Origin of the sequence: Halomicroarcula saliterrae, from assembly GCF_031624395.1 — an archaeon.
GTDB lineage: Archaea > Halobacteriota > Halobacteria > Halobacteriales > Haloarculaceae > Haloarcula > Haloarcula saliterrae.
The window spans coordinates 666,610-687,639 of record NZ_JAMQON010000001.1; the positions used below are offsets into that span (position 1 = coordinate 666,610).

The 21,030-nt window shown below is 66.9% G+C and carries 20 protein-coding genes; 15 read left to right on the top strand and 5 right to left on the bottom strand.

What is annotated here, in order from left to right:
* Positions 1 to 30: 30 nt before the first annotated feature.
* Entirely contained in the window at positions 31 to 972 is a 942-nt protein-coding gene (locus tag NDI56_RS03655) for a polysaccharide deacetylase family protein (RefSeq protein ID WP_310918069.1), read from the bottom strand.
* Between the two features lie 235 nt (positions 973 to 1,207).
* Here NDI56_RS03655 and NDI56_RS03660 point away from each other — a divergent pair, with 235 nt between their 5' ends.
* From NDI56_RS03660 to NDI56_RS03695, 8 genes are all read left to right on the top strand, one after another.
* Positions 1,208 to 1,789, top strand: coding sequence for an acyltransferase (locus NDI56_RS03660; protein ID WP_310918070.1), 582 nt, complete (start codon positions 1,208 to 1,210; stop codon positions 1,787 to 1,789).
* 28 nt (positions 1,790 to 1,817) lie between these two features.
* Positions 1,818 to 2,873 (top strand): DUF354 domain-containing protein, encoded by a 1,056-nt coding sequence (locus NDI56_RS03665; RefSeq protein ID WP_310918071.1) that lies wholly within the window; start codon positions 1,818 to 1,820, stop codon positions 2,871 to 2,873.
* On the top strand, positions 2,870 to 3,763 hold the full coding sequence (locus tag NDI56_RS03670) for a polysaccharide deacetylase family protein (RefSeq protein ID WP_310918072.1): 894 nt from the start codon (positions 2,870 to 2,872) through the stop codon (positions 3,761 to 3,763). The genes NDI56_RS03665 and NDI56_RS03670 overlap by 4 nt, the downstream gene beginning before the upstream one ends.
* Positions 3,764 to 3,909: 146 nt before the next feature.
* Entirely contained in the window at positions 3,910 to 4,911 is a 1,002-nt protein-coding gene (locus tag NDI56_RS03675; RefSeq protein ID WP_310918073.1) for a GNAT family N-acetyltransferase, read from the top strand.
* A gap of 5 nt (positions 4,912 to 4,916) precedes the next feature.
* The gene (locus tag NDI56_RS03680) at positions 4,917 to 5,861 is read left to right on the top strand and encodes a glycosyltransferase family 4 protein (protein WP_417935948.1); all 945 of its coding nucleotides are present in this window, start codon (positions 4,917 to 4,919) and stop codon (positions 5,859 to 5,861) included.
* Between the two features lie 78 nt (positions 5,862 to 5,939).
* Positions 5,940 to 7,769 carry a hypothetical protein gene (locus tag NDI56_RS03685; RefSeq protein WP_310918075.1) on the top strand — a complete coding sequence of 610 codons (1,830 nt, stop codon included), beginning with the start codon at positions 5,940 to 5,942 and terminating at the stop codon, positions 7,767 to 7,769.
* Positions 7,766 to 9,235, top strand: a complete 1,470-nt coding sequence (locus tag NDI56_RS03690; protein ID WP_310918076.1) for an oligosaccharide flippase family protein — start codon at positions 7,766 to 7,768, stop codon at positions 9,233 to 9,235. The genes NDI56_RS03685 and NDI56_RS03690 overlap by 4 nt, the downstream gene beginning before the upstream one ends.
* Positions 9,236 to 9,318: 83 nt before the next feature.
* On the top strand, positions 9,319 to 10,170 hold the full coding sequence (locus tag NDI56_RS03695; RefSeq protein WP_310918077.1) for a methionyl-tRNA formyltransferase: 852 nt from the start codon (positions 9,319 to 9,321) through the stop codon (positions 10,168 to 10,170).
* Here the strand turns inward: NDI56_RS03695 and NDI56_RS03700 are convergent.
* Together NDI56_RS03700 and NDI56_RS03705 are read right to left on the bottom strand one after the other, a co-directional pair.
* Positions 10,167 to 11,171, bottom strand: coding sequence for a Gfo/Idh/MocA family protein (locus tag NDI56_RS03700; RefSeq protein WP_310918078.1), 1,005 nt, complete (start codon positions 11,169 to 11,171; stop codon positions 10,167 to 10,169). The two genes, NDI56_RS03695 and NDI56_RS03700, sit on opposite strands and share 4 nt — an antisense overlap.
* Positions 11,168 to 12,268, bottom strand: a complete 1,101-nt coding sequence (locus NDI56_RS03705; RefSeq protein WP_310918079.1) for a DegT/DnrJ/EryC1/StrS family aminotransferase — start codon at positions 12,266 to 12,268, stop codon at positions 11,168 to 11,170. The genes NDI56_RS03700 and NDI56_RS03705 overlap by 4 nt, the downstream gene beginning before the upstream one ends.
* 303 nt (positions 12,269 to 12,571) lie before the next feature.
* Here NDI56_RS03705 and NDI56_RS03710 point away from each other — a divergent pair, with 303 nt between their 5' ends.
* Together NDI56_RS03710 and NDI56_RS03715 are read left to right on the top strand one after the other, a co-directional pair.
* A complete protein-coding gene (locus NDI56_RS03710) occupies positions 12,572 to 13,765 on the top strand; it encodes a carboxylate--amine ligase (RefSeq protein WP_310918080.1) in 1,194 nt (397 codons plus the stop codon).
* A 104-nt stretch (positions 13,766 to 13,869) separates the two neighbouring features.
* Entirely contained in the window at positions 13,870 to 14,010 is a 141-nt protein-coding gene (locus tag NDI56_RS03715) for a hypothetical protein (protein ID WP_310918081.1), read from the top strand.
* 6 nt (positions 14,011 to 14,016) lie between these two features.
* On the opposite strand, the gene NDI56_RS03720 is transcribed toward NDI56_RS03715, so the two are convergent.
* Positions 14,017 to 14,298 carry an ArsR/SmtB family transcription factor gene (locus NDI56_RS03720; protein WP_220587307.1) on the bottom strand — a complete coding sequence of 94 codons (282 nt, stop codon included), beginning with the start codon at positions 14,296 to 14,298 and terminating at the stop codon, positions 14,017 to 14,019.
* 145 nt (positions 14,299 to 14,443) lie between these two features.
* Positions 14,444 to 14,974: a DUF7344 domain-containing protein gene (locus NDI56_RS03725; protein ID WP_310918082.1), complete on the bottom strand. Its 531-nt coding sequence runs from the start codon at positions 14,972 to 14,974 to the stop codon at positions 14,444 to 14,446.
* A gap of 316 nt (positions 14,975 to 15,290) precedes the next feature.
* On the opposite strand from NDI56_RS03725, the gene NDI56_RS03730 reads away from it, so the two are divergent.
* The 5 genes from NDI56_RS03730 (at position 15,291) to NDI56_RS03750 (ending at position 21,024) form a co-directional block, all read left to right on the top strand.
* Positions 15,291 to 16,397 (top strand): DegT/DnrJ/EryC1/StrS family aminotransferase, encoded by a 1,107-nt coding sequence (locus NDI56_RS03730; RefSeq protein WP_310918083.1) that lies wholly within the window; start codon positions 15,291 to 15,293, stop codon positions 16,395 to 16,397.
* On the top strand, positions 16,394 to 17,389 hold the full coding sequence (locus NDI56_RS03735) for a Gfo/Idh/MocA family oxidoreductase (protein ID WP_310918084.1): 996 nt from the start codon (positions 16,394 to 16,396) through the stop codon (positions 17,387 to 17,389). The genes NDI56_RS03730 and NDI56_RS03735 overlap by 4 nt, the downstream gene beginning before the upstream one ends.
* Positions 17,370 to 18,737, top strand: coding sequence for a nucleotide sugar dehydrogenase (locus NDI56_RS03740; RefSeq protein ID WP_310918085.1), 1,368 nt, complete (start codon positions 17,370 to 17,372; stop codon positions 18,735 to 18,737). Before NDI56_RS03735 ends, NDI56_RS03740 begins: the two co-directional genes overlap by 20 nt.
* Positions 18,738 to 18,955: 218 nt before the next feature.
* Positions 18,956 to 19,579 (top strand): DUF7344 domain-containing protein, encoded by a 624-nt coding sequence (locus NDI56_RS03745; protein ID WP_310918086.1) that lies wholly within the window; start codon positions 18,956 to 18,958, stop codon positions 19,577 to 19,579.
* Positions 19,580 to 20,508: 929 nt separating this feature from the next.
* Positions 20,509 to 21,024, top strand: a complete 516-nt coding sequence (locus NDI56_RS03750; protein ID WP_310918087.1) for a phosphopantetheine adenylyltransferase — start codon at positions 20,509 to 20,511, stop codon at positions 21,022 to 21,024.
* Positions 21,025 to 21,030 lie beyond the last annotated feature (6 nt).

Sequence of the window (21,030 nt, forward strand, 5' to 3'; positions counted from 1 at the left end):
CGCTGTCCACTGACCCGCCGGCGGTCGGGACTACACGGCGGAGACGTCTTCTGGCTTCGTGCGGGCGGCCACCGTCCGCATCGTCTCGACGGTGAGGTCGGTCTCCTCGCGGACGCTGTCGATGTGGGCACAGATGTCCCGCAGGCGGGTGAGGTCGGCCTCGGTCGTCAGGTTGTTGGGATGGAGCCAGAGGTGACAGATGTCCTCGCCGGCGGCGGCCGCGTCGACGCCGAGCTTGGCCTGTCTGACTATCGGGTCGCCCACCGTCGCCGAGAGGAGGCGCCGGGCGGGCCCCTCGAAGCCGAACAGGTACAGCGACGCGGGGATGTTCACCAGCCCGTACTCGTCGACGGTCGGCTCCACGAGCGGCGGCGGGTCGGTCACCACCGTCGCCGCTGCGAGCTTCCGGAGCGGTCCCGTGTAGGGGCCGTCACCCGCTGTGTCGGGCACGTGGCCCCGGTAGCACGTAAAGCCCATCTGGGCGAGCATCTCGCGGTGGCCCACGCGGTTGCGCGGGAAGACGAAGGAGTCCATCGAGAGGCCCGCGGCCTCCGCGGCCTCGATGGCCCGGTCGCACTCGGCGCGCGCGAGGGGCTTGGTGGCGTAGTCGGCATCGAACTCGACGTGGGAGTAGGTGTGTGAGCCGATATCGTGGTCGACCTCGCTCTCGACGAGCGCCTCGACGAGCTCCGGGGCGAAGCGGTACTGCTCGTCCATCGGGTCGTCGCCGCGCTCGTGAGCGAACCATCCCGAAGGGGAGGGGTGGCCGACGTGAGCGCCGTTGCACTCGCGCTCGAACAGGTGGCCGACGACGGCCCACGTCGCCGGTATCCGGAACTCCGCGAGGAGCTCCGCCAGCCGCTCCCAGCCCCAGCGTGAGCGCTCGATTCGGTCGGTCGGTCGGTCCGCGACCGCGTGGTCGTGGAACCCCCAACCGAGTTCAGCGTCGATGGAGATGACGACTGTTCCCATTTGTTCCCGAGTGACCCCGCCCCGTCTAAGTTATACCGCGGGATTATCGACCCGCCGAACGGGTAGCGCGACACTACGGCGCGGCTACGGCGGCGGTTGCGGGCCGCTCGCACGACAGGTAGAGTATAACAAAGCCCTGAACTGTCGGAAATCCCGGACTGAGTTCAGATGACCGGTACGAACTGCAGCCAGAAACGGCCAGTGACGGAGCAAGCGCCGCGGCGAGGGCTTAACCATGAGTAAGTGCCAGATCGGCGAGGGCTGTCGCATCGCGGAGTCGGCGGATATCCTCCCCCCGGAGGGCGGCCAGTCCCCGGCCCGAATCGGGTCCGACTCGGTCGTCCGTGCGGGCTCGATAATCTATCCGGACGTGGTCGCCGGCGACCGACTACAGACCGGTCACCACGCCGTCGTTCGGGAGGAGACGACCGTCGGCCACGACTGCGTCGTCGGCTCGCAGGTGGTCGTCGACGGCCGGAGCGATATCGGCGACGAGGTGAGCATGCAGACCGGGGCGTACGTCCCCTCGGAGACGACTATCCGCGACCGCGTGTTTCTCGGCCCGCGGGCCGTCCTGACGAACGACCCGTATCCGCTCCGACAGGGGGCCGACCTCGCGGGGCCGGTCCTCGAAGACGACGTCACCGTCGGCGCCAACGCCACGGTGTTGCCCGGCGTCACCGTCGGGGAGCGTTCCTTCGTCGCGGCGGGCGCGGTCGTCACCGAGGACGTGCCCCCGTCGACGCTCGCCATCGGGACGCCCGCGAAACACCGCCCGCTGCCGGAGAAACTGGCGGTCGCCAACGCCTATCGATGAGCCGGGTTGCCACGCTCGCGACTCGCGGGTGGGCGACGACCCCGCGATGAACGTCCACTTCGAGGTGGGGCATCCGGCGCACGTCCACCTGTTCAAACACGCCATCGGCGAACTCGCGGACCGGGGTCACGAGACGCTCGTCACGGCCCGGGAGAAGGAAGTGACGACGGACCTGCTCGACGCCTACGGCATCGACTACCAGGTGCTCTCGGAGCAGAGCGACACCACGCCCGGACTCCTGCTGGAGTGGGCGATGCGGGAGCTGAAGCTCATCCGTGCCATCCGGCGGTTCGACTCGGACGTGGTCGTGAGTCACCTCAGTCCGGTCGCGGCGCAGGCGGCCACTCTCACGGGGACGCCCAGTGTCACCTTCACCGACGACGAGGTGGCGACCCGCTCGCTCTCGAAGCTCACCATCCCGTTCACCTCGAAGGTGTGTACGCCGGCGTGTTTCGAGATGGAGTTCGGTACGAAACACCGACGCTACGACGGCTACCACGAGCTCGCCTACCTGCATCCGGACCGGTACGCGCCGGACCCGGCCCGGCTCCGGGACCACGGCGTCGCGGTGGACGAACCCTACTACGTGCTCCGGTTCGTCTCGTGGGCGGCCCACCACGACGTCGGCGAGTCCGGCATCAGCACCGAGGGCAAGCGCGAACTCGTCGAGTACCTCTCACAGGGGGGCGAGGTGTACATCACCAGCGAGTCGCCGCTGCCGCCCGCCTTCGAGGCACACCGGCTCCCGGTTCCCCCGGAGCTGATTCACGACCTGTTGTTCTACGCCGACGGCTACGTCGGGGACTCACAGACCATGGCCATCGAGGCCGGGGTGCTGGGCACGCCCGCCATCCGGACGAACTCCTTCGTCGGGAACTCGGACCTCTCGACGTTCCGCGAGCTGGAGTCCCACGGGCTCGTCTACAACCTCAACGAGGAGCGAGCCGCCATCGAGAAGATGAAGGAGTTCGTCGAGGACCCCGAGACCGCGGCCAAGTGGGAGCGCCGTCGGTCACAGCTCCTGGCGGAGCGCCAGGACGTGACCGACGTGGTCGTCGAGGAGACGCTCGGAGCGGCCGGATGAGCGGTGAGTGGGTTCCCGAGGGCCACGAGTTCGCGCTGTGTCTCACCCACGACATCGACCGGCCGTACAAGACCTACCAGTCGCTGTTCTACGCGCTGACCCGCCGCGACCCCACGCACTTGCTCGACCTCGCGCCCGGCCGACGGCCCTACTGGACGTTCCCCGAACTGCTCGCCTTCGAGCGCGAGCAGGGGGTCCGGTCGGCGTTCTACGTCCTCGACGAGCAGTCCCTCTTTGCCAACCGGCCACCGAGGGAGTGGCTCACGATGGAGGGGTGGCAGCTCTACGCCGGGCGCTACGACATCGAGGACGAGCCTATCCGCGACCTGCTCGTCAGGCTCCGGCAGGGCGGCTGGGAGGTCGGCCTCCACGGCTCCTACGAGGCCGTCGACGACCGCGAGCGCCTGCGGAGCGAGAAGCGCCGCCTGGAGTCCGTTCTGGGCGAGCCCGTCGTCGGCGGTCGCCAGCACTACCTCCAACTCGAACGGCCCGAGACGTGGGAACACTACCGGGCCATCGGTCTGGGGTACGACACGACGCTCGGCAGTCCCGACGAGTACGGGTTCACCGACGGCTACCGGCCGTTCCGGCCCTTCGACGACGAGTTCGTCGTCTTCCCGCTGACGGTGATGGAGGGCGCACTGCCCGACCCCGGCGAGGCGTTCGACCGGTCGTGGGCCGAACTCGACTCGCTGCTGTCCGAAGCCGAGGAACACGACGCCGTGATGACGGCGCTATGGCATCCGCGCCACTTCAGCCGCGACCACCCGGGGTACGGGCGGCTCTACCGCCGGCTGGTCAGGTCGGCGCTGGACCGCGGCGCGTGGGTCGGTCCACCGGGCGAGCTGTACGCCCTCCGGCAGTCGTCGCCGGTCACCCCGGACGAGTGACGGCCGAGTTATCGACCCGGCGGCCCCGGTGCGACCGTCCATACCCTGTAACTCCCTGTGCGGCCACTGTCCGCCACGCTCCGAGGGCGTTCCCGATAAGGTCCAGATAATCAAGAGCGTCCCCCGCCGAGGTCGACGCGAGCAACATGCGCGTCGAACGACTGTCTCTTTCGGAGTGGGCGGAGACGCTCCCGGACACTGGCTACGAGGTGTTTCACACGCCGGCGGCGCTGTCGGCCATCGAGGCTCACACCGACGGTGAGCTCCGCCTCTTCGGCGGATTCAAGGGGGAACAGCCGGTGGGCCTGCTGCCGGTCGTCGAACAGTCCCGGGCCGTCGGGCGGACCGTCATGTCGCCGCCGCCGGCGATGAACGTCCCCCGACTGGGCCCCATCGTGATGCCGACGAGCCCGAAGCAACGCAAGCGAGAACGGGTGAACCGGAAGTTCGTCGAGGCCGTGCTGGCGGAACTGAACACCGACGGGCCGATGTCGCTCGTCCGGCTGCTGACGATGTGTGGCTACACCGACCCCAGACCGTTTCTGTGGGCCGACTTCGACCTCAAGACGAAGTACACGTATCTGGTCGATCTGGCCGACACGGACCCCGACAGCGTCCTGGCCTCCTTCAGCAAGAGCCTCAGACGGGACGTCAGGAACGCCCGAGAGAGCGACGTGACAGTCGACGCCGAGGGCATGGCGGCGACGCGGACCGTCTTCGAGCGGACCCGGGACCGCTACGCCGAACAGGACCGCGGGTTCCCGCTCTCGTGGGAGTACGTCAGCGACCTCGTCGCGGGCCTCGACGACCGCGCCCGGACCTACGTCGCCCGCGGCCCCGACGGCGAGTTCCTCTCCGGGGTGACGGCGCTGTTCGGGCCGGACATGGCCTACTTCTGGCAGGGCGGCACCCGAGCCGAACACGACGTCGCGGTCAACAGCCTGCTGCACTGGCGGATAATCGAGGACGTGCTCACCGACCCGACCTTCGAGCGCGTCGGCGCCTACGACCTGATGGGGGCAAACACCGAGCGGCTCTGTGACTACAAGGGCAAGTTCGCCGGGGAGCTCGTGCCCTACTACGCCGTCGAGACCGACAGCCCGGCGATGAATCTGGCCAAGTCCGCCTTCAGTGCGGTGAAACGATGACGGACCTGCGGGTGTTGAACCTCACCACCAACGAGAGCTCCCAGTTCTTCCAGGCACAGGTCGAGGAACTGCAGCGCCGCGGCGTCGAGTCGACGACGCTGTCGGTGCCCGGTGAGAACCACTCGCAGTCGGTCGACGCCGACACGGACGGGAGCCGGTCGGTGTGGGACTACGCCCGGTTTTACCCGTCGGTGCTCGCCCACTCGCTCGACGGCTACGACCTCGTCCACGCCAACTACGGCCTCACCGCGCCGATGGCCGTCGCACAGCCGCGGCTCCCGGTGGTCCTGTCGCTGTGGGGCTCCGATCTGATGGGGCGGTACGGCCCCCTGACGAAACGGGTCGCCCCGTTCTGTGACGAGGTCATCGTCATGTCGGAGGGGATGGCCGAGGTCTACGGCGAGTCGTGTCGCGTCATCCCCCACGGCGTCGATCTGGACCTCTTCGAGCCGATGGACCGGGACGCGGCCCGCGAGACGGTCGGGTGGCCGACGGACGAACGCATCGTCCTCTTCCCGTATCCGCCCAAACGCGAGGTGAAGAACTACCCGCGGGCCCGCGACATCGTCGGCCGGGTGCAGGACCGCCTCGACCGGCCGGTGTCGCTCCGGACCGCGACCGACGTTCCCCACGAGCGGATGGCGTCCTACTTCAACGCGGCCGACGCGCTCGTCATGACCTCCCGCCGCGAGGGGTCGCCCAACACGGTCAAGGAGGCGATGGCGTGTAACCTCCCGGTGGTCTCGACCGACGTCGGCGACGTTCGCCATCGGCTGGGACCCGTCGAGCCGTCCACGGTCAGCGACGACGACGACGAACTCGTCGCGGGACTGGTCGAGATACTCCGGGCCGGGGAGCGCTCCAACGGCCGCGAGCACGCGACCGAAATCGGCGTCGAACAGATGGGCGCGCGACTGCTCTCGGTGTACGAGTCGGTCGCCGCGCAGTGAGCCGAAACACCTCCATACCGGCCACAACCCGTCAATAACAATGGCTGACGACCGACCAGCAACGCCCAGATAGCCGCCATGTCCTCGCTCAGACGCCGACACGTCGCGGTCCTTCTCGCCGGGTATCTCGCGTACACCGTCGGCCTCGTCGTCGCCGCCCGCTCCCAGCCCACGGGGTACGAGATATCGGTATACAGCGCCAGCCCAGCGGCGTTCTGGGTCGGGGCCGCCGTCGCCCTCCTCGCGGCGATGACTGTGGGGCTGAACGCGGCGGCGACCACGCTGCGGAGTCGCCTCGCCCTGTTGCTCGGCGCGCTCGTCGGCATCTCGGTGGCGATACTACCCACTATCCGGGACTACTACTACTACGGGGCCGGTGACGCGCTCTCCTATCTCGGCTGGACGCGCCTGATAGCCGAGGGACAGCTCAACCCCGCCGAGTTCCTCTATCCCGGTATCAACAGCATCGCGGTCGTCCTGACAGCGGTGACAGGGCTGCCCCCGCGGCGGACACTCCCGCTCGTCGTCCCCGTCTTCCTCGCAATCTACATCCTGTTCACGGCGCTGTGTGTCACACGGCTCGCCGCCCGGTCGAAGGCCGCCGCCGTCGGGACGTTCTTCGCGCTCCTTTTCTTGCCCATCAACAACATCCACACCTACATCTTCCCGTACCCGACCAGCGCGGCCATCTTCTTCACGCCGTTCGCGCTGTATCTCCTGATCCGCTACGTCGGGGAACGCGACACGCTGGTGTCGGTCCGTGGCTACGACGTCGCGACGCCGCTGGGCGTCCTGCTGACGCTCGCCGGCATCGCGGCGATTCTCATCCACCCCCAGTCGGGCTCGAACGTCCTGCTCATCATCGGCGCCGGCTTCGGGCTGCAGTTGCTCGCGCGGGTCTACGGAGCCTTCTGGCCGGCCGGGCGGCTGACCGACCACCGGTCCCTGGCCCCACAGACCGCGCTCGTCGGGCTCTTTTTCGCCCTCTGGATACCGCGGTTCAACCGGGCGACCGGCACCGTCAGCGCGGTGGTCAACGGCCTGCTGTACGGCGCGAACCCCGGCGACGAGATATCGACGGTCGGCTCCTCGCTGTCGACGCTGGGCAGCGGCATCGGCGAGCTGTTCGTCAAGATATTCCTCGTGAGCGCCGTCCTCTCGGTCGTCGCCGGCGCCGTGATGCTGTGGGCGGTGGCCGGCGGCCTCGACGAGCGGTACCCGGACCGCAACAGCCTGCTGCGGTACGTCGCCTTCGGATTCGTCCCCGTGTTCACGCTGTTTGGCCTGTTCTACGTCACGAGCGTGACGCGCCAGCCGTTCCGCTATCTCGGCTTCATCATGGTGTTCGTCACGGTCCTCGTGGCCGTCGCCGTCACCGACGGGATTCCGTTCTCGCTCTCCCTGTCGAGCCGGAACTGGCAACTCGCCGTCGGCGTCGCCCTCGTGGTCATGCTCGTCCCGCAGGCCATGGTCATCCACCAGTCGCCGTACATGTACAAGGACTCGGACCACGTCCCGGAGACGTACATGGAGGGCCACGTCACCTCCTTCGAGCAGCGCGACCCCGAGGTCTACTTTGCGGGGCCACGCGGCGGGCCGCGCCGGTACGTCGATGCGTACTACGGGACGACGACGACTGACTTCACGCCCGGGGGGAAGGAGTTCCCCGGGAAGGAGGCGATGATACCGTTCTCCGTCTTCGGCAACAACACCACGCAGTACTACTCGCGGTGTCGGTACGTCCCCCTCACGTCGAGTGACTACCAGCGCGAGATCGGGCTCTACGAGGGGTTCAGATACTCGGCGGACGCGTTCCGGTCGTTCAGGCAGAACCCGAACGTCAACCGCGTCCAGACCAACGGTGACTACAGGCTCTACTACGTCCGCGGGTCGGACTGTGGTCGATGACCCTCGCCGACCGCATCGCCGCCGGGTTCAAGCTGACTATGGTGGGCCGGGTGGTCCACGCGGCCGCGAACGGCGCGCTCTTGCTGGTCTTGACGCGGTATCTGCTCGAACCCGACCAGTACGGGCTGCTGTACTTCGCTATCTCGGTGGTCGGTATCGCCGAGCTGTTCGGGACGCTCGGCGTCCCGAACGCCACGGCTCGGTACGTCAACGAGTATCTGGAAAAAGACGAGCGGCAGGTCCGCTACATCATCCGCTGGTCGCTGGCTATCATCCTCGCGGTCGCGCTCTCCGTCTCGGTCGTCGTCTCCCTCGCCGGCGGCGTTCTGGCCGACCTGCTCGGTCGGCCCGCGGTCGCCCCGGTGTTGACCGTCGGCGGGCTCTACATCGCGGGGCGCTCGCTCATCGGGTACCTGAAGTCCGTCTTCCAGGCGTTCAACCGCGTCGGCTACAGCGCCGGGCTGACGGTGGTAAACAGCGTCACCCGGCTGGCGGTCACGACCGGGCTCGTCGTGCTGGGGTACGGCGTCACCGGCGCGATGGCCGGCTACGTCGTGGGCTTTTTCGTCGCCGTCGCCGTCGGGCTGGTGGCGCTGTACGCGAACTTCTACCGCTCGCTCCCGCCGACGGAGACGCCGGAGAGCGACCTCCGCGGTCGCATCGCCCGCTACAGCGTCCCGACGGCGGCCACCCGCGCGAGCGTGGTCCTCGACAGCAAAATCGACACCGTCCTCGTCGGCATCCTGGCGACACCGGCGGCGGTGGCGTTCTACACGCTGGCCCGCCAGATAGCGGACCTCTGTATCGCGCCCGCCCAGTCGCTCGGCTTTACCATCACACCGACGCTCGGCGAACAGTCGGCCGCCGAGAACTCCGACACCGCCGGCCGTATCTACGGCGAGTCGCTGCGGAACGTCCTCCTGCTGTACGTCCCCGCGGCGGCCGGGCTCGTCGTCGTCGCCGAGCCGACCATCCGCTACGTCGTCGGCACCGAGTATCTCGGTGCCGTGGCGCTGGTCCAGCTGTACGCCCTCTTCGTCGTCGTCAGGGCCGTCCACAAGATAACCGGGTCGGCCCTCGACTATCTCGGACTCGCCCAGATCCGGGCTATCGCCCGCGGGACCAGCGCGGGCGGTAACTTCCTCCTGAACCTCCTGCTCATCCCACCGCTGGGCGCGCTGGGGGCCGGTATCGCGACGGTCATCACCTACAGCGCCTACACCGGCGTCAACGTCTACTACATCCACCGCGAGCTCCAGTTCGACATCGGGGGCGTGGCCAGTGACCTGGCCCGGGTCGCCGCTATCGCGCTCGTCATGGTCGGCGTGGTGGTCTCGGTGTTGCCACACGTCCACGGCATCGTCTCGCTCGCGGCCGTCATCGCCACTGGCGGCGCCGTCTGGGCGACCCTCGCTGTCGCCAGCGGGCTGGTCGAACCGAGCGCTGTGCTCTCGTTTATCACGTGACAGGGGCACGATACCGACGGTCGCAGTACCGATACTCGGACAGGCGCTCTATAACTACACGCCCGGTTGTGTAAGGCTGGTCCATGCCTTCGGTCGCATTCATGGGGAGTCACCCCCTCGGCGAACGCTGTCTCGAAGAACTCACCAGCCGGGACGCCTTCGACGTCGAACTGGTCGTCACCTACGGCCCCAACGAGGACACCTGGTGGGACGGCTGTCTGTACGACCGCGCCAAGCAACTGGGCCACCGCGTCGTCACGCGCTCGTCGGAGCGCGTCGTGCTCAAACACGACATCGACTACCTGGTCAGCGTCTACTATCCCGACATCCTCGGCGAGGAGCTGCTCGACCACCCCAACGTCGCCCCTCTGAACCTCCACCAGGCCGAACTCCCCCGGTATCGCGGGAGCAACGTCTTCTCCCACGCCATCATGAACGCCCGCGACGACGACCACTGGCGCTACGGCACCACGCTGCACGTGATGGCACCGGAGGTCGACGCCGGTGACATCGTCGCCCGTCGGTTCGTCCCGATAGAGGAGACCGACACGGCGCGGATGCTGTACGACCGCGTCACCGACGCTTCCGCCGAGCTGTTCCGCGAACAGCTCACGACGCTCCGGGACGGTGACGTCCACCGGGTGGCGACGCCCCAGTCGGCCTACAACGGGGAGCGGTACTTCTACACGAAAGAGAGTCTGGACGGCGAGAAAGCGATTCCGGCCGAGCGGCTGGCCGACGACGACGAGTCGACCCAGCTCGCGGTGTACGACAAGATTCGCGCGCTGGACTTCCCGCCGTTCCAGCCCGCCTACACGGAGCTCGCCGGGAACCGCGTCTATCTGACGGCGACCGACTACAGCGACCTCTTCGAGGGGGCGTCGGTGCCGAGTCTCGGCGTCGAGACCGACGCGGTGCCGGTCTCGGGGAACTAGAACTGCTCGACGGCGTTCGTCCGGTCGACGGGGACGACGCTCTTCTTGCGGGCCGACTCCTCGGCGTATTCGAGCGTCTCGACCGCGCGGGCACCGACGGCCCCGTCGGCGGGTGGCTGCTCCCCCTTTTTGCTGGCCTCGATGAACGCCGAGACCTCCATCTTCAGCGGCTCGCGCTTGTCCGTGTTGTGGGAAATCGCGCCGTCGTTGCGCGATTTGAGCCCGTCGTCGGGGTCCGAGAACACTTCGGCGTCGAACAGTTCGAGCTTGGTGTTTTGCAGATAGTCGACGTAGGCCGAGCGGTTCGACCCCACGACCACGAGGTCGCGCTTCTTGTCGAAGACCGGCACCTGCCACGAGGAGTTGATGACGCCGCTGGTGTTGCCGTATTCCAGCGTGATGGTGGCCGTCTCGACGATGTTCTCACGGACGAACGAGTCGAGCTGGCCGTGGACGGTGTCGGGACGGCGACCCAGCAGGTAGTCGTAGATGTCCACGTCGTGGACCGCGAGCGAGTACAGCACGCCCGTGGTGGTCCGGGGGACCCGGAACGAAAAGCGCCGGGTCTGGAGATACTTGATGCGGCCCAGCTCCCCCCGGTCGATGCGTCGCTTCAGCGCGACGAGCGCGGGGTGATACCGGAAGATGTGGCCCACGCCGAGCGTACAGTCGTTGTCCTCGGCGGCCTCCACGATGTCCCAGGCGTCCCGGGAGGTGAGTGCGAGCGGTTTCTCGACGAGGAGGTCGATACCCCGCTCCAGCATCGACAACCCGACCGTCCGGTGTGTCGTCGAGGGCGTCGCGACCGTCGCCGCGTCCACGTCGAGGTTCCCGATGTCGGTCACGTAGGGGAGGTCGTAGGTCTCGGCCAGCGAGGAGGCCCGCCCCTCGTCGGTGTCACAGAGCACGACCTCGTCGAGCTCGCCATCGTCCATCAGTTCCTTCGCGACGCGGACGTGGTTTTTCCCCCAGTAACCGGTGCCGACGACGCCGTATCTCATTCGTAGAACCCCCTGATGGCCGCACAGACGCGGTCGATCTCTTCGTCGGTGATGCGGGGGTGCATCGGGAGCGAGAGGATGCGGTCACAGAGCCGCTCGGTCTCCGGCAAGTCGGGCACCCCGTCGAGATAGGACCGCATCGCCGGTGTCTGGTGGACCGGCGGGTCGTAGTGAACGCCGGTCCCGATACCCTGCTCTTCCAGCGCGGCTCGTAGTTCGTCCCGGTCGGGCACCTGGACGACGAAGAGGTGGTACACGTGCGAGGCGTCCTCGCGCTCGGTCGGGAGTTCGACCGCGTCCACGTCGGCCAGCCGGTCGCGATACCGCCGGGCCGCCGCCGCCCGGTCGGCGTTCCAGTCCGCCAGATGCGAGAGCTGTTCGATGCCGACGGCCGCACTGACCTCGTCGAGCCGGTGGTTCAGCCCCAGCCGCACGTGGTTCCCGTCGGCGTCGCGCCCGTGGTTGCGGAGCTCTCTGGCCGCCCGAGCGAGGTCGGCGTCGTCCGTGACGAGCATGCCGCCGTCGCCGGCGACGGTCATGTTCTTCGAGGGGTAGAAGCTGAAACAGCCGGCGTCCCCGAAGCTGCCCACCGGGTCGCCCCGGTAGGTCGCGCCGTGGGCCTGACAGCTGTCCTCGAACACCCGCAGGTCGTACCGCTCGGCGATGGTCGTAATCGGGCCCATCGCCGCCGGCTGACCGTAGAGATGGACCGGGGCCACCGCGGCCGCGTCCTCGTGGGCCGCGGCCTTCCGGGCGAGGTCCGTCTCGTCGATGGTGTAGGTCTCCGGGTCCACGTCGACGAACACCGGTTCGGCACCGAGCTCGACGACGGGGCTGACCGTCGCGAAGAAGGTGTGTGACGGGACCAGTACAGTGTCCCCGTCACCGATGCCGGCGGCCTTCATGGCGAGGTACAGCGCCGCTGTCCCGCTGCTGACACCGACGGCGTGACCGACGTCACAGGTGTCGGCGAACTGTTCTTCGAGCGCTTCGACGCGCGGACCTTTGACGTACCGACGCGAGTCGAGCACCTCGGTCGCACTGTCGACGATATCGTCGTCGACGTATACATCTGTAAACGGGACCTGTTCCGTCATCAGAGACGGCTAACGGAGAGCGACCTATTGTTATAATGACCGTTCGATATCGAGGCGAAACTGGGCAAATAGATTAGTTCAGAAAGGTGTGTAAAATCCCGCGAATTCGGGTGGGTGCTTTCCAGCTGAAAACACCATACGAAACAGAGATATTGGGAAAAATTTGGCGTTTGTTTGGGTCGCTATCTTGGGAAATTGATAACAAAATAGACATATTAGAGTTCGGCCCGATTTCGCCGAATAGTTGACTTTCCATACACTATTGTCCTACTAACTTTTCAACTATTCTTCGAAGCCGCTGGTATGGGAGTGCAAGCCACCTCGGAAGACGCCATCGTCGTCATCTCGAATCAGGCGCCGGCGTCGGTGAACATCATCCGGTCACTGGGCCGCCGTGGCGTCCGGACTATCGGCGCAGCCGACAGGACTCGGACGCCGGCTATCGCGTCGCGGTACTGCGACGAGTCGGTCCAGTTGCCCGACCCGTTCTCGGACATCCACGCGTATCGGGACGCGCTGCTCGACCTGGCCCGGCGGCCGGACGTTCGGACCATCGCGCCCGTGCGCGAACCTGACGTCTACGTCCTCTCGAAGTACCGCGACGCCTTCGGAGACCACGTGGCGACGCTGTGGCCGGACGCGGAGACACTCGCACAAGCACACGACAGAATCGCGCTCGTCGACGCGGCCCGGGAGGCCGGCGTCGCGGTCCCGGAGACCGAACTGCTGACCGACGTCGACGACTGGGACGGCCGAAACATCGTCAAAGGCCGCTACGGCTTTCTGGCCGACCGTTACGTCGAGGACATCGACCCGGAGGCGAACCGCGATATGGCGGGTACGCAGTACATCGAACCCGGCGAGAGCCCCGACGTCGAGGGGCTCGTCGACCGGATGGGACACGTCCCCATCGTTCAGGAGTACGTCGAGGGGACCGAGTTCACCATCCGCGCGCTGTACGACCGCGGCGAGGCGGTGGTGTCGACCCAGAAGGCGCTCCGGCGCGGAATGAAATACCCGCGCGGCCCGAGCGTCTACCACGAGGCCGTGGACATCCCGGCGCTGGAGGACGCCGGGCTGGCCATCCTCGACGAGCTGGACTGGCACGGGCTGGCCTCCGTCGGGTTCATCCGCGACAGGGAGACGGGGACGTTCAAACTGCTGGAAATCAACCCCCGGTTCTGGGCCTCCCTCCCCTGTGATATCCACGCCGGCGTCGACTACCCCTACTACTACTGGCAGCTGGCCAACGGGGCCTCGGGCCCGTTCGACCCGGCGTACCGACCGGGGACGGCGTCGCATTTCCTTCGAGGCGAGATAGTCCACCTCCACAGCGTCCTCACGGAGGAGTACCCCTACGTCACCCGCCCGTCGGTGGCCGAAACCCTCGGCGGCATGGGCCAGTCGCTCCTCGAACAGCCCAACTTCGACTTTTTCAGCCTCGACGACCCGCGCCCGTTCGTCCGTGACACGCTCAACATGGTGTTGCCTGACTGAGCACCCTCTCCGGTCGTGCGGTCGGAACCGCCCGGACCGCAAGCTCCCCTTATTCCGGATAGCTCCTGAATTACGAAGTGGATGGATGATTTCACTGAGGCTGTATGAGTGGTCACCTGACTTCCGACGAGTGGCGACGCATCAACGAGTTCGCGGACACACCGAAACACCGCCGTCGCCCGGAACAGTTGCTGCCCGAGGGATGTCTCCCAGACGAGGAGTCGACCGACGCCGTCGACGGGTAACCGGCGTCACAGCATGTTCTCGGCCTCGATGGTCTCCCACACTTCGAGGCCCTCGTCCGTGATACCGTACACCCGCCCTTTGCGGCGGTTCTCGGAGACGAGCAGCGTCACGAGGTCGGCGTCGCGGAGCTCCTGTAGCGCCCGCGAGACGTGGGCGATACTGAGGTCCGTCTCGTCCGCGATGAGCGACGGCGTCGCGGGGCCGTCCGAGAGTCTGCGGAGCGTCGCGATGCGGTAGCGGGAGCTGATGACGTAGCTGATGTCGTCCCACGGGTCGGGTTCGCTCATCGGGGCTCCCCTCCGTGTACGCGCAGGCCATACCTGTTCAGTTCGATGCGTCTGCTCGTTCGCCAGGGTGTGTCTGTATCCATGAGGGTGCAATGTGGCGTGCCAGCGCTGCTCGGTCGGCCGGACCGACGTTGTCGCGTGTCGTTCATCGGAATCGGAGCTCCGGTGGTCGGCTGTTCCGACGGTGCCGTTTGTCAGCGAACTGTACGACTGTGACTGACAGCAAGGTGAGGACGACACCGACAAGCAGCGCCGTCGGCGACAGCGTCATCAGCACCGGGGCGTCGATGGTCCAGCCCACGAACAGTGACACAGCGACCACCGACACGGCCCCGTTCAGTCGGCCCCATCGTCGCGAGGGCTGGACCGTCCGGAGGTACTCGTCGATATCAGTCGTCGCAGCCGTCTGGCTGACCGTGCCAGCGCTCGCGTCGTACTCGGCCAACCCCGCTGCCTCCAGTTTGGGGACGTGTGTTTGGTACAATGACACATAAATCCGTTTCCGCTCGCCGGTGCTGACCGCTTCGGGACCGACTCCGGCCTCCTGAGCGCCGATTCCGGCGGCGAGGGTCGTCATCGAGACCGGCTCGTCGTGCTCCCGGAGTGCCGAGAGCACGAACCGTCGTCGGCTGTTGCTCAGAACCTCGTACACCGTATCGACAGGGGCCTGTGTCATTCGTTTCTCTACGTGGGTGCGGACTGTCCCGCCTCGAAGCCACTGTTGGGAGATAAACAGGTGGACCCACCTTTGTTACGTATCACATATACCGGATACAGAGTGGGTATCTCCGGCAAAACGAACCGGAACTCACGTGGACGGGAACTGGCTGACTCCCGCCTGCTACCGACCCCGTATGGCACGAAACGCGACGTTTCTCAGTGCAAGGCGCACATAACAATGCCGATACTTTGCTTGCCGAAAACCGTGATAGCAGTCCAATCGAAGCCGACTGGACGAGTCGGTATATTCCCTGATATGGCGGTGAAGCGGCATGACTGACACACAGGTGGACGGGCCAACCATGTCGATCGCGTCGCCGGACGTAGGCCGGGAGGAACTCCACCGCATCCACGACGTTCTCCGCTCCGGTCAACTCAGCGGTGGCGACGAGGTCGACACCTTCGGCGCCGAGTTCGCGGAGTACTGTGGCGTCGACTACGGTGTTCCGACCACGAACGGGACGACGGCCCTCCACGCGGCGCTGGCCGCGCTGGACGTCGGTAGCGGGGACACGGTTCTGACGACGCCGTTCTCGTTTATCGCGACGGCCAACGCTATCAGACACGTCGGTGCGCGGCCGCTGTTTGCGGACATCGACCCGGAGACGTACAACCTGGACCCCGACAGTGTGGCTGGGGCTATCGACGACGCCGACGGCGGTATCGACGCCGTACTCGCCGTCCACCTCTATGGCTGTCCCGCCCCGCTGGCCGAGCTACGGGACATCGCGGACCGTCACGACGCGGCCCTCGTCGAGGACTGCGCGCAGGCCCACGGCGCGACCTACCGGGGCGACCCGGTGGGCAGCTTCGGGGACGCCGGCTGTTTCAGCTTCTACCCCACGAAGAACATGACCACGGGCGAAGGCGGCATGGTCGTCACGGACGACGAAGCCGTCGCGGACCGGCTCGGGAGCTTCATCGACCACGGGCGGAGCCCCGACGGCGGGTACGACCGCGTCGGCCACAACTTCCGCATGACCGATATCTGTGCGGCCATCGGTCGCGTCCAGCTCTCGAAACTCGACGACTACGTCGCCGCCAGGCGCGAGCACGCGAGACAGTTCGACAGCGCGGTCACCGGGACCGCCATCGACACGCCGGTCGAGCCCGACCACTGTGAGCACGCCTACCACCAGTACACGGTCCGGTGTGACGACCGCGCAGCGCTGCAGTCCCATCTGGAGAGCTACGGCGTCGATTCTGCGGTGTACTACCCGACGCCGATACACCGACAGCCGGCCTACGACGACGTGGACGCCGCGCTTCCGGTCGCCGAACGCGCCGCGTCAGAGGTCCTCTCTATACCGGTCCATCCCGACCTCTCGCCGCGGGACGTCCGGGCAATCTCGCTCGCACTCACGGAGTATCCAGCATGACCGAGCCGCTGTCTGCCGGCGTCGTCGGGGTGGGGAGTATGGGAACACACCACGCGCGGGTGTACAACGAGCTCCAGGGCGTGGAACTGGCGGGCATCGCCGACGCCGACCAGGAGGCGGCGAGGCAGGTCGCGGCGGAGTACGGGACCGCGGTGTACGAGCTCGAAACGCTGCTCGACCGCGTCGACATGGTCTCTATCGCCGTCCCGACGCGCTTTCACTACGACGTGGCGTCCCGCGCCATCGACGCCGGCGTCTCCCTCCTCGTCGAGAAGCCCTTCGTCGACGACCCGGAGAAGGGCCACGAACTCATCGACCGGGCCCGGTCGGCCGGCGTGACTCTCCAGGTGGGTCACATCGAGCGGTTCAACCCCGTCGTCGACGTGCTCAAAGACGTGCTCGCCGGCGTCGAGCCGATCGCGGCCTCGGCCCGTCGGCTGGGGCCGCCGGTCTCCCGGGACGTGAACGACGACGTGGTGATGGACCTGATGATTCACGACATCGACATCGCCTGTGCGCTCTTCGGCGGGGAGGTGGCCGGCGTCACCGCCATCGGCGCCTGCGAGGGCGACTACACGGACGCACAGATAGCGTTCGACGGCGGGACGCTCTGCTCGCTGACGGCGAGTCGGGTGACACAGGAGCGCATCCGGGACCTCTCGGTCACGGCGAGAGAGTGTCACGTCAACGTCGACTTCATGGACCAGTCCGTCCGCATCTACCGGCATTCGGACCCCTCGTATCACACCGAGGACGGCGACGTACGCTACAGTCAGGAGAGCATCATCGAGCGCCCCGCCGTCGAGAGCGACGAGCCGCTCAAACGCGAGCTGCGTTCGTTCGTCGACTGCGTACGCGACGGGACGACCCCGCGGACCACCGGAGCCGACGGGCTCCACGCGATGTTGCTCGCCGACGAGATAAGCGAGATAGCCGACTCGCGGACCCTCGCACAGGAGGAGGTGAGCGTCAGTGACCGCAGCACGATCTGAACAGGCCGTCTACGCCGGCGACCGCGACGGCGCCGCGCTGCAGGCGGCCTTCGCGAACGGGGAGATTCCGGTCGCCGTGTACGGTCTCGGGAAGATGGGGCTCCCGCTGGCAGCGGTGCTCGCGGAGGTGACCGGCAACGTCGTCGGCGTCGACATCGACGAGTCGGTCGTCGCGGCCATCGAACGCGGCGAGAGCCCGGTCGAGGGGGAGCCGGGGCTCGCGGAACTGGTCGCGGAGACGAGCGCGGACCGCTCGCTGACGGCGACGACGCGGGGCGCCCGGGCGGCCAGCGACGCGCAGGTCCACGTCCTCATCGTCCCCACGCTGATGGAAGAAGCGGAGCCGGACCTCTCGATGTTGCGGGCCGCCGTCGACGCCGTCGGCGAGGGGCTCTCCCCGGGGGACCTCGTCATCGTCGAGTCGACGGTGCCGCCGACCACGACCCGTGACGTCGTCGCGCCGCGGCTGGCCGACCGGAGCGGTCTCGACCCCGACGAGTTCGGCGTGGCCTTCTGTCCGGAGCGGACCGCCAGCGGCCGCGCGCTCGAAGACATCCGCGGAGCGTACCCGAAGGTCGTCGGCGGCGTCGACGCCGAGAGCGAGCGGGTCGCCGGGCTGTTGTACGACGAGCTGACCAGCAACGAGGTCATCCCCGCCGGCGACGCGACCACTGCGGAGTGCGTGAAGGTCTTCGAGGGTATCTACCGCGACGTGAACATCGCACTGGCCAACGAGCTGGCCCGGGTCGCGGACCCGCTCTCGGTCGATGTCACCCGTGCCATCGAGGTGGCCAACACCCAGCCGTTCTGTGAGATACACTCCCCCGGGCCGGGTGTCGGCGGTCACTGCATTCCGCTGTACCCGCGCTTCCTCACGACGACGGTCGACACCGACCTGCCCCTCATCGAGACCGGCAGGGCGGTCAACGACGAGATGCCGTCGTTCGTCACCGACGCCGTCGTCGACCTGCTCGACGAGCAGGGGGTGCCAGTCGAGGACGCCGACGTTCTGGTGCTTGGCGTCGCCTATCGAGCCGGCGTCGACGAGACGCGCAAGTCGCCGTCCAGGCCCGTCGTCTCGCAGCTCGACGCGCTGGGGGCGCGGGTCTGGGCGGCGGACCCGGCCGTCGATGTCGCCGCCGTTCCGGAGCTGCCGGCCGAACCCGTGGCAGTAGCCAACGTGGAACAAACCGCGTCCACGTACGACGCCGTGGTCGTGATGACCGAACACGACGCCTACAGCGACCTCGACTACGAGGCGTTCGGCGATGCTGTCGCCGTCGACGCGCGAGGGTCGCTCGGGGAACTCCCCCTCCCGACGTACACTGTCGGAGCCGGCCGCTCGTGAGCGTTATTATTCCCGAGCGTACCCCGTTCTAGTTAGCCGCTACGTATAAGATAGCTGTCAAGACAAAGTATTAAGTGTGGGACGAGTGACTGTTTTGGCAGACGCTTGGGGTTCGGACAACCCACTGGTCTTGCAGGATAGGGGGGGTGCAAGTAGCCAAACCCGCTTGCGAGCACACGACTCGACGTCCGGATTCCGGGCCACGGAGGACCATACCCATGAGTACCCAGGACCAATCCGCACGTACCAACGCCGAACAACCGACCCGAACCGACAGTCAAGACGATGTGAACGATACGACAGTTCAACAGGAGGACGTATCCGATTCGGAGTCCGAGGAACTCTCGCTCGATCTGGTGTTCGAGATTCTCAAGAACAGCCGCCGCCGCGAGGTCATCCACTATCTCAGGGAGCAAGAGCCCGGTGAACGCGTCTCGCTCGGCGAGCTCGCCGAACACGTCGCGGCTATCGAGAACGACACGACGACGGACGCCCTGACGTCGAGCCAGCGCAAACGGGTGTACGTCGGCCTCTACCAGTGTCATCTCCCGAAGATGGACGATATGGGCGTCGTCGACTTCAACCAGGACCGGGGTCACGTAGCACTCGCCGAACAGTCGGAGTGCCTGACCGAGTATCTCGACCGCCCGACCGAGGATGCGGGCGTCGACTGGTACCGGTACTACGGCGCTATCTCCCTCGTGGGTCTCGCGATCGTCGGGCTCTCGCTCGGCGTCGGACTCGCATCGAGTGCGGTCTTCGGACTCCTGGGCCTCGTCGTCGGGACGTTCGCGTTCTGCTCGGCGTGCCACTGGGTCACGGAGTCACGGGACGACGACTAGACCAGTCCGGCTTCGCCGCGTACCGTGAAACAGTCGTCGCTGTTCGGTCGTGACACGTCGGAGAAACGACGTCGAAGGGGGTGGGTCCGGAGCGGTGGCCGGTCGTCGGCTCGCACGCGAGTGGGGTGGGGTACACGGAACAACCGGCCAGATGCGCCCCGTTTTATCGGACACGAGTCGATGGTGAACCGTTCCCGGTTTCGGGTCGCCGACTGACTGCGCCGTCGTCGGCGCACGCCGGCAAGTACACCGACACACGACACCAGTATTGTAACGCTGTTCCTACGTGGGTGGTCCGTGGCCGGACAGTGAGTCCGTCTCCGGCACGACTGCAAGTAACACTTAAGTGATGTTTATCTCGGTCGGCCCCGTCCGGACGGTCGCCGGCGAGGCAACTCGGTCGAACTGGTCGCCGGGCGATGTTTCCGGACCGTGTCGACCTCAGTGGGGCCGGATAGTTGCCCACACGCACCCGGACGTGTCGAGGTCGGACGGTGTCCCGGCGACGGTGGATAGCTACCCCTCGACGCCGACCGCATCGCGCGTCGCTCGCACCGGCCGCGCCTCGATGACAGCACCGACGCAGTCCAGCGCGTCGCGTGTGTTCCTGCCTGTCCCTATTGTGGCCGTGTTATCGTCCGACGGGACCAGACTCCGGGGCCCGAGAACAAATTGGCTGTCGCGACAGCGGCCGAGGGACAGGACCAGTGGAGGCCTCGCCGGGGTCGCGACGTGGGGGAGTACGACAGGAACCTGCATGATTATTACGCACTTATGTGGCCCCGTCGCCCGACCGCCGTCGGTAACCGGGTGTTTCGGCGACAGAGCGGACCCGGCCCACTGACAACAGGGCTCACTGCGGGCCGCTACCGTCTCCGGTCGGGGAACGGCCCCACAGTTATACCACCGTCGCTGTTCTAGCCCGTCGTATGTCATCACGTATCGCTATTCTGGGCGGCACTTTCACACCGGTTCACAACGGCCACCGGGCGCTCCTCCACAGCGCGTTCCAGACCGCGAGCCACGACGGCGAGGGGGACGGACACGTCATCGTCGGGCTCACCTCCGACGCGCTGGCGACCGAGACCCGCAGCGACCCGTCACACGCCGACCTCCTCGGCTCCTTCGCCGAGCGTCGTGACACCCTCACGACGACGCTCGAACGCGTCAGCAGCGCCTATACGGCCACCTGGGAAATCGTGAAGATATCGGACAAGTTCGGTCCCGCCGCTACGCGAGGTGACGCGGACGCACTCGTCGTCGCTCCGGAGGGCAAGGCCCAGCAGCGCGCTCACGAACTCAACGACGAGCGATTGGACCGGGGATATCAGCCGCTCGAAATCCACACGTCGCCGTTCGTCGTCGCCGAAGACGGCCTCCGCATCAGCAGTACCCGTATCCGGAACGGGGAGATCGACGCGCAGGGACGGCTCGAAGACGACTGACGGGCG

Bases quoted from the DNA above. Each gene is read 5' to 3' on its own strand.
- NDI56_RS03655 (WP_310918069.1), bottom strand. From the start codon at position 972: ATGGGAACAGTCGTCATCTCCATCGACGCTGAACTCGGTTGGGGGTTC.
- NDI56_RS03695 (WP_310918077.1), top strand. From the start codon at position 9,319: ATGCCTTCGGTCGCATTCATGGGGAGTCACCCCCTCGGCGAACGCTGT.
- NDI56_RS03670 (WP_310918072.1), top strand. From the start codon at position 2,870: ATGAGCGGTGAGTGGGTTCCCGAGGGCCACGAGTTCGCGCTGTGTCTC.
- NDI56_RS03735 (WP_310918084.1), top strand. From the start codon at position 16,394: ATGACCGAGCCGCTGTCTGCCGGCGTCGTCGGGGTGGGGAGTATGGGA.
- NDI56_RS03715 (WP_310918081.1), top strand. From the start codon at position 13,870: ATGAGTGGTCACCTGACTTCCGACGAGTGGCGACGCATCAACGAGTTC.
- NDI56_RS03690 (WP_310918076.1), top strand. From the start codon at position 7,766: ATGACCCTCGCCGACCGCATCGCCGCCGGGTTCAAGCTGACTATGGTG.
- NDI56_RS03730 (WP_310918083.1), top strand. From the start codon at position 15,291: ATGACTGACACACAGGTGGACGGGCCAACCATGTCGATCGCGTCGCCG.
- NDI56_RS03720 (WP_220587307.1), bottom strand. From the start codon at position 14,298: ATGAGCGAACCCGACCCGTGGGACGACATCAGCTACGTCATCAGCTCC.
- NDI56_RS03660 (WP_310918070.1), top strand. From the start codon at position 1,208: ATGAGTAAGTGCCAGATCGGCGAGGGCTGTCGCATCGCGGAGTCGGCG.
- NDI56_RS03750 (WP_310918087.1), top strand. From the start codon at position 20,509: ATGTCATCACGTATCGCTATTCTGGGCGGCACTTTCACACCGGTTCAC.
- NDI56_RS03700 (WP_310918078.1), bottom strand. From the start codon at position 11,171: ATGAGATACGGCGTCGTCGGCACCGGTTACTGGGGGAAAAACCACGTC.
- NDI56_RS03745 (WP_310918086.1), top strand. From the start codon at position 18,956: ATGAGTACCCAGGACCAATCCGCACGTACCAACGCCGAACAACCGACC.
- NDI56_RS03685 (WP_310918075.1), top strand. From the start codon at position 5,940: ATGTCCTCGCTCAGACGCCGACACGTCGCGGTCCTTCTCGCCGGGTAT.
- NDI56_RS03705 (WP_310918079.1), bottom strand. From the start codon at position 12,268: ATGACGGAACAGGTCCCGTTTACAGATGTATACGTCGACGACGATATC.
- NDI56_RS03710 (WP_310918080.1), top strand. From the start codon at position 12,572: ATGGGAGTGCAAGCCACCTCGGAAGACGCCATCGTCGTCATCTCGAAT.
- NDI56_RS03675 (WP_310918073.1), top strand. From the start codon at position 3,910: ATGCGCGTCGAACGACTGTCTCTTTCGGAGTGGGCGGAGACGCTCCCG.
- NDI56_RS03725 (WP_310918082.1), bottom strand. From the start codon at position 14,974: ATGACACAGGCCCCTGTCGATACGGTGTACGAGGTTCTGAGCAACAGC.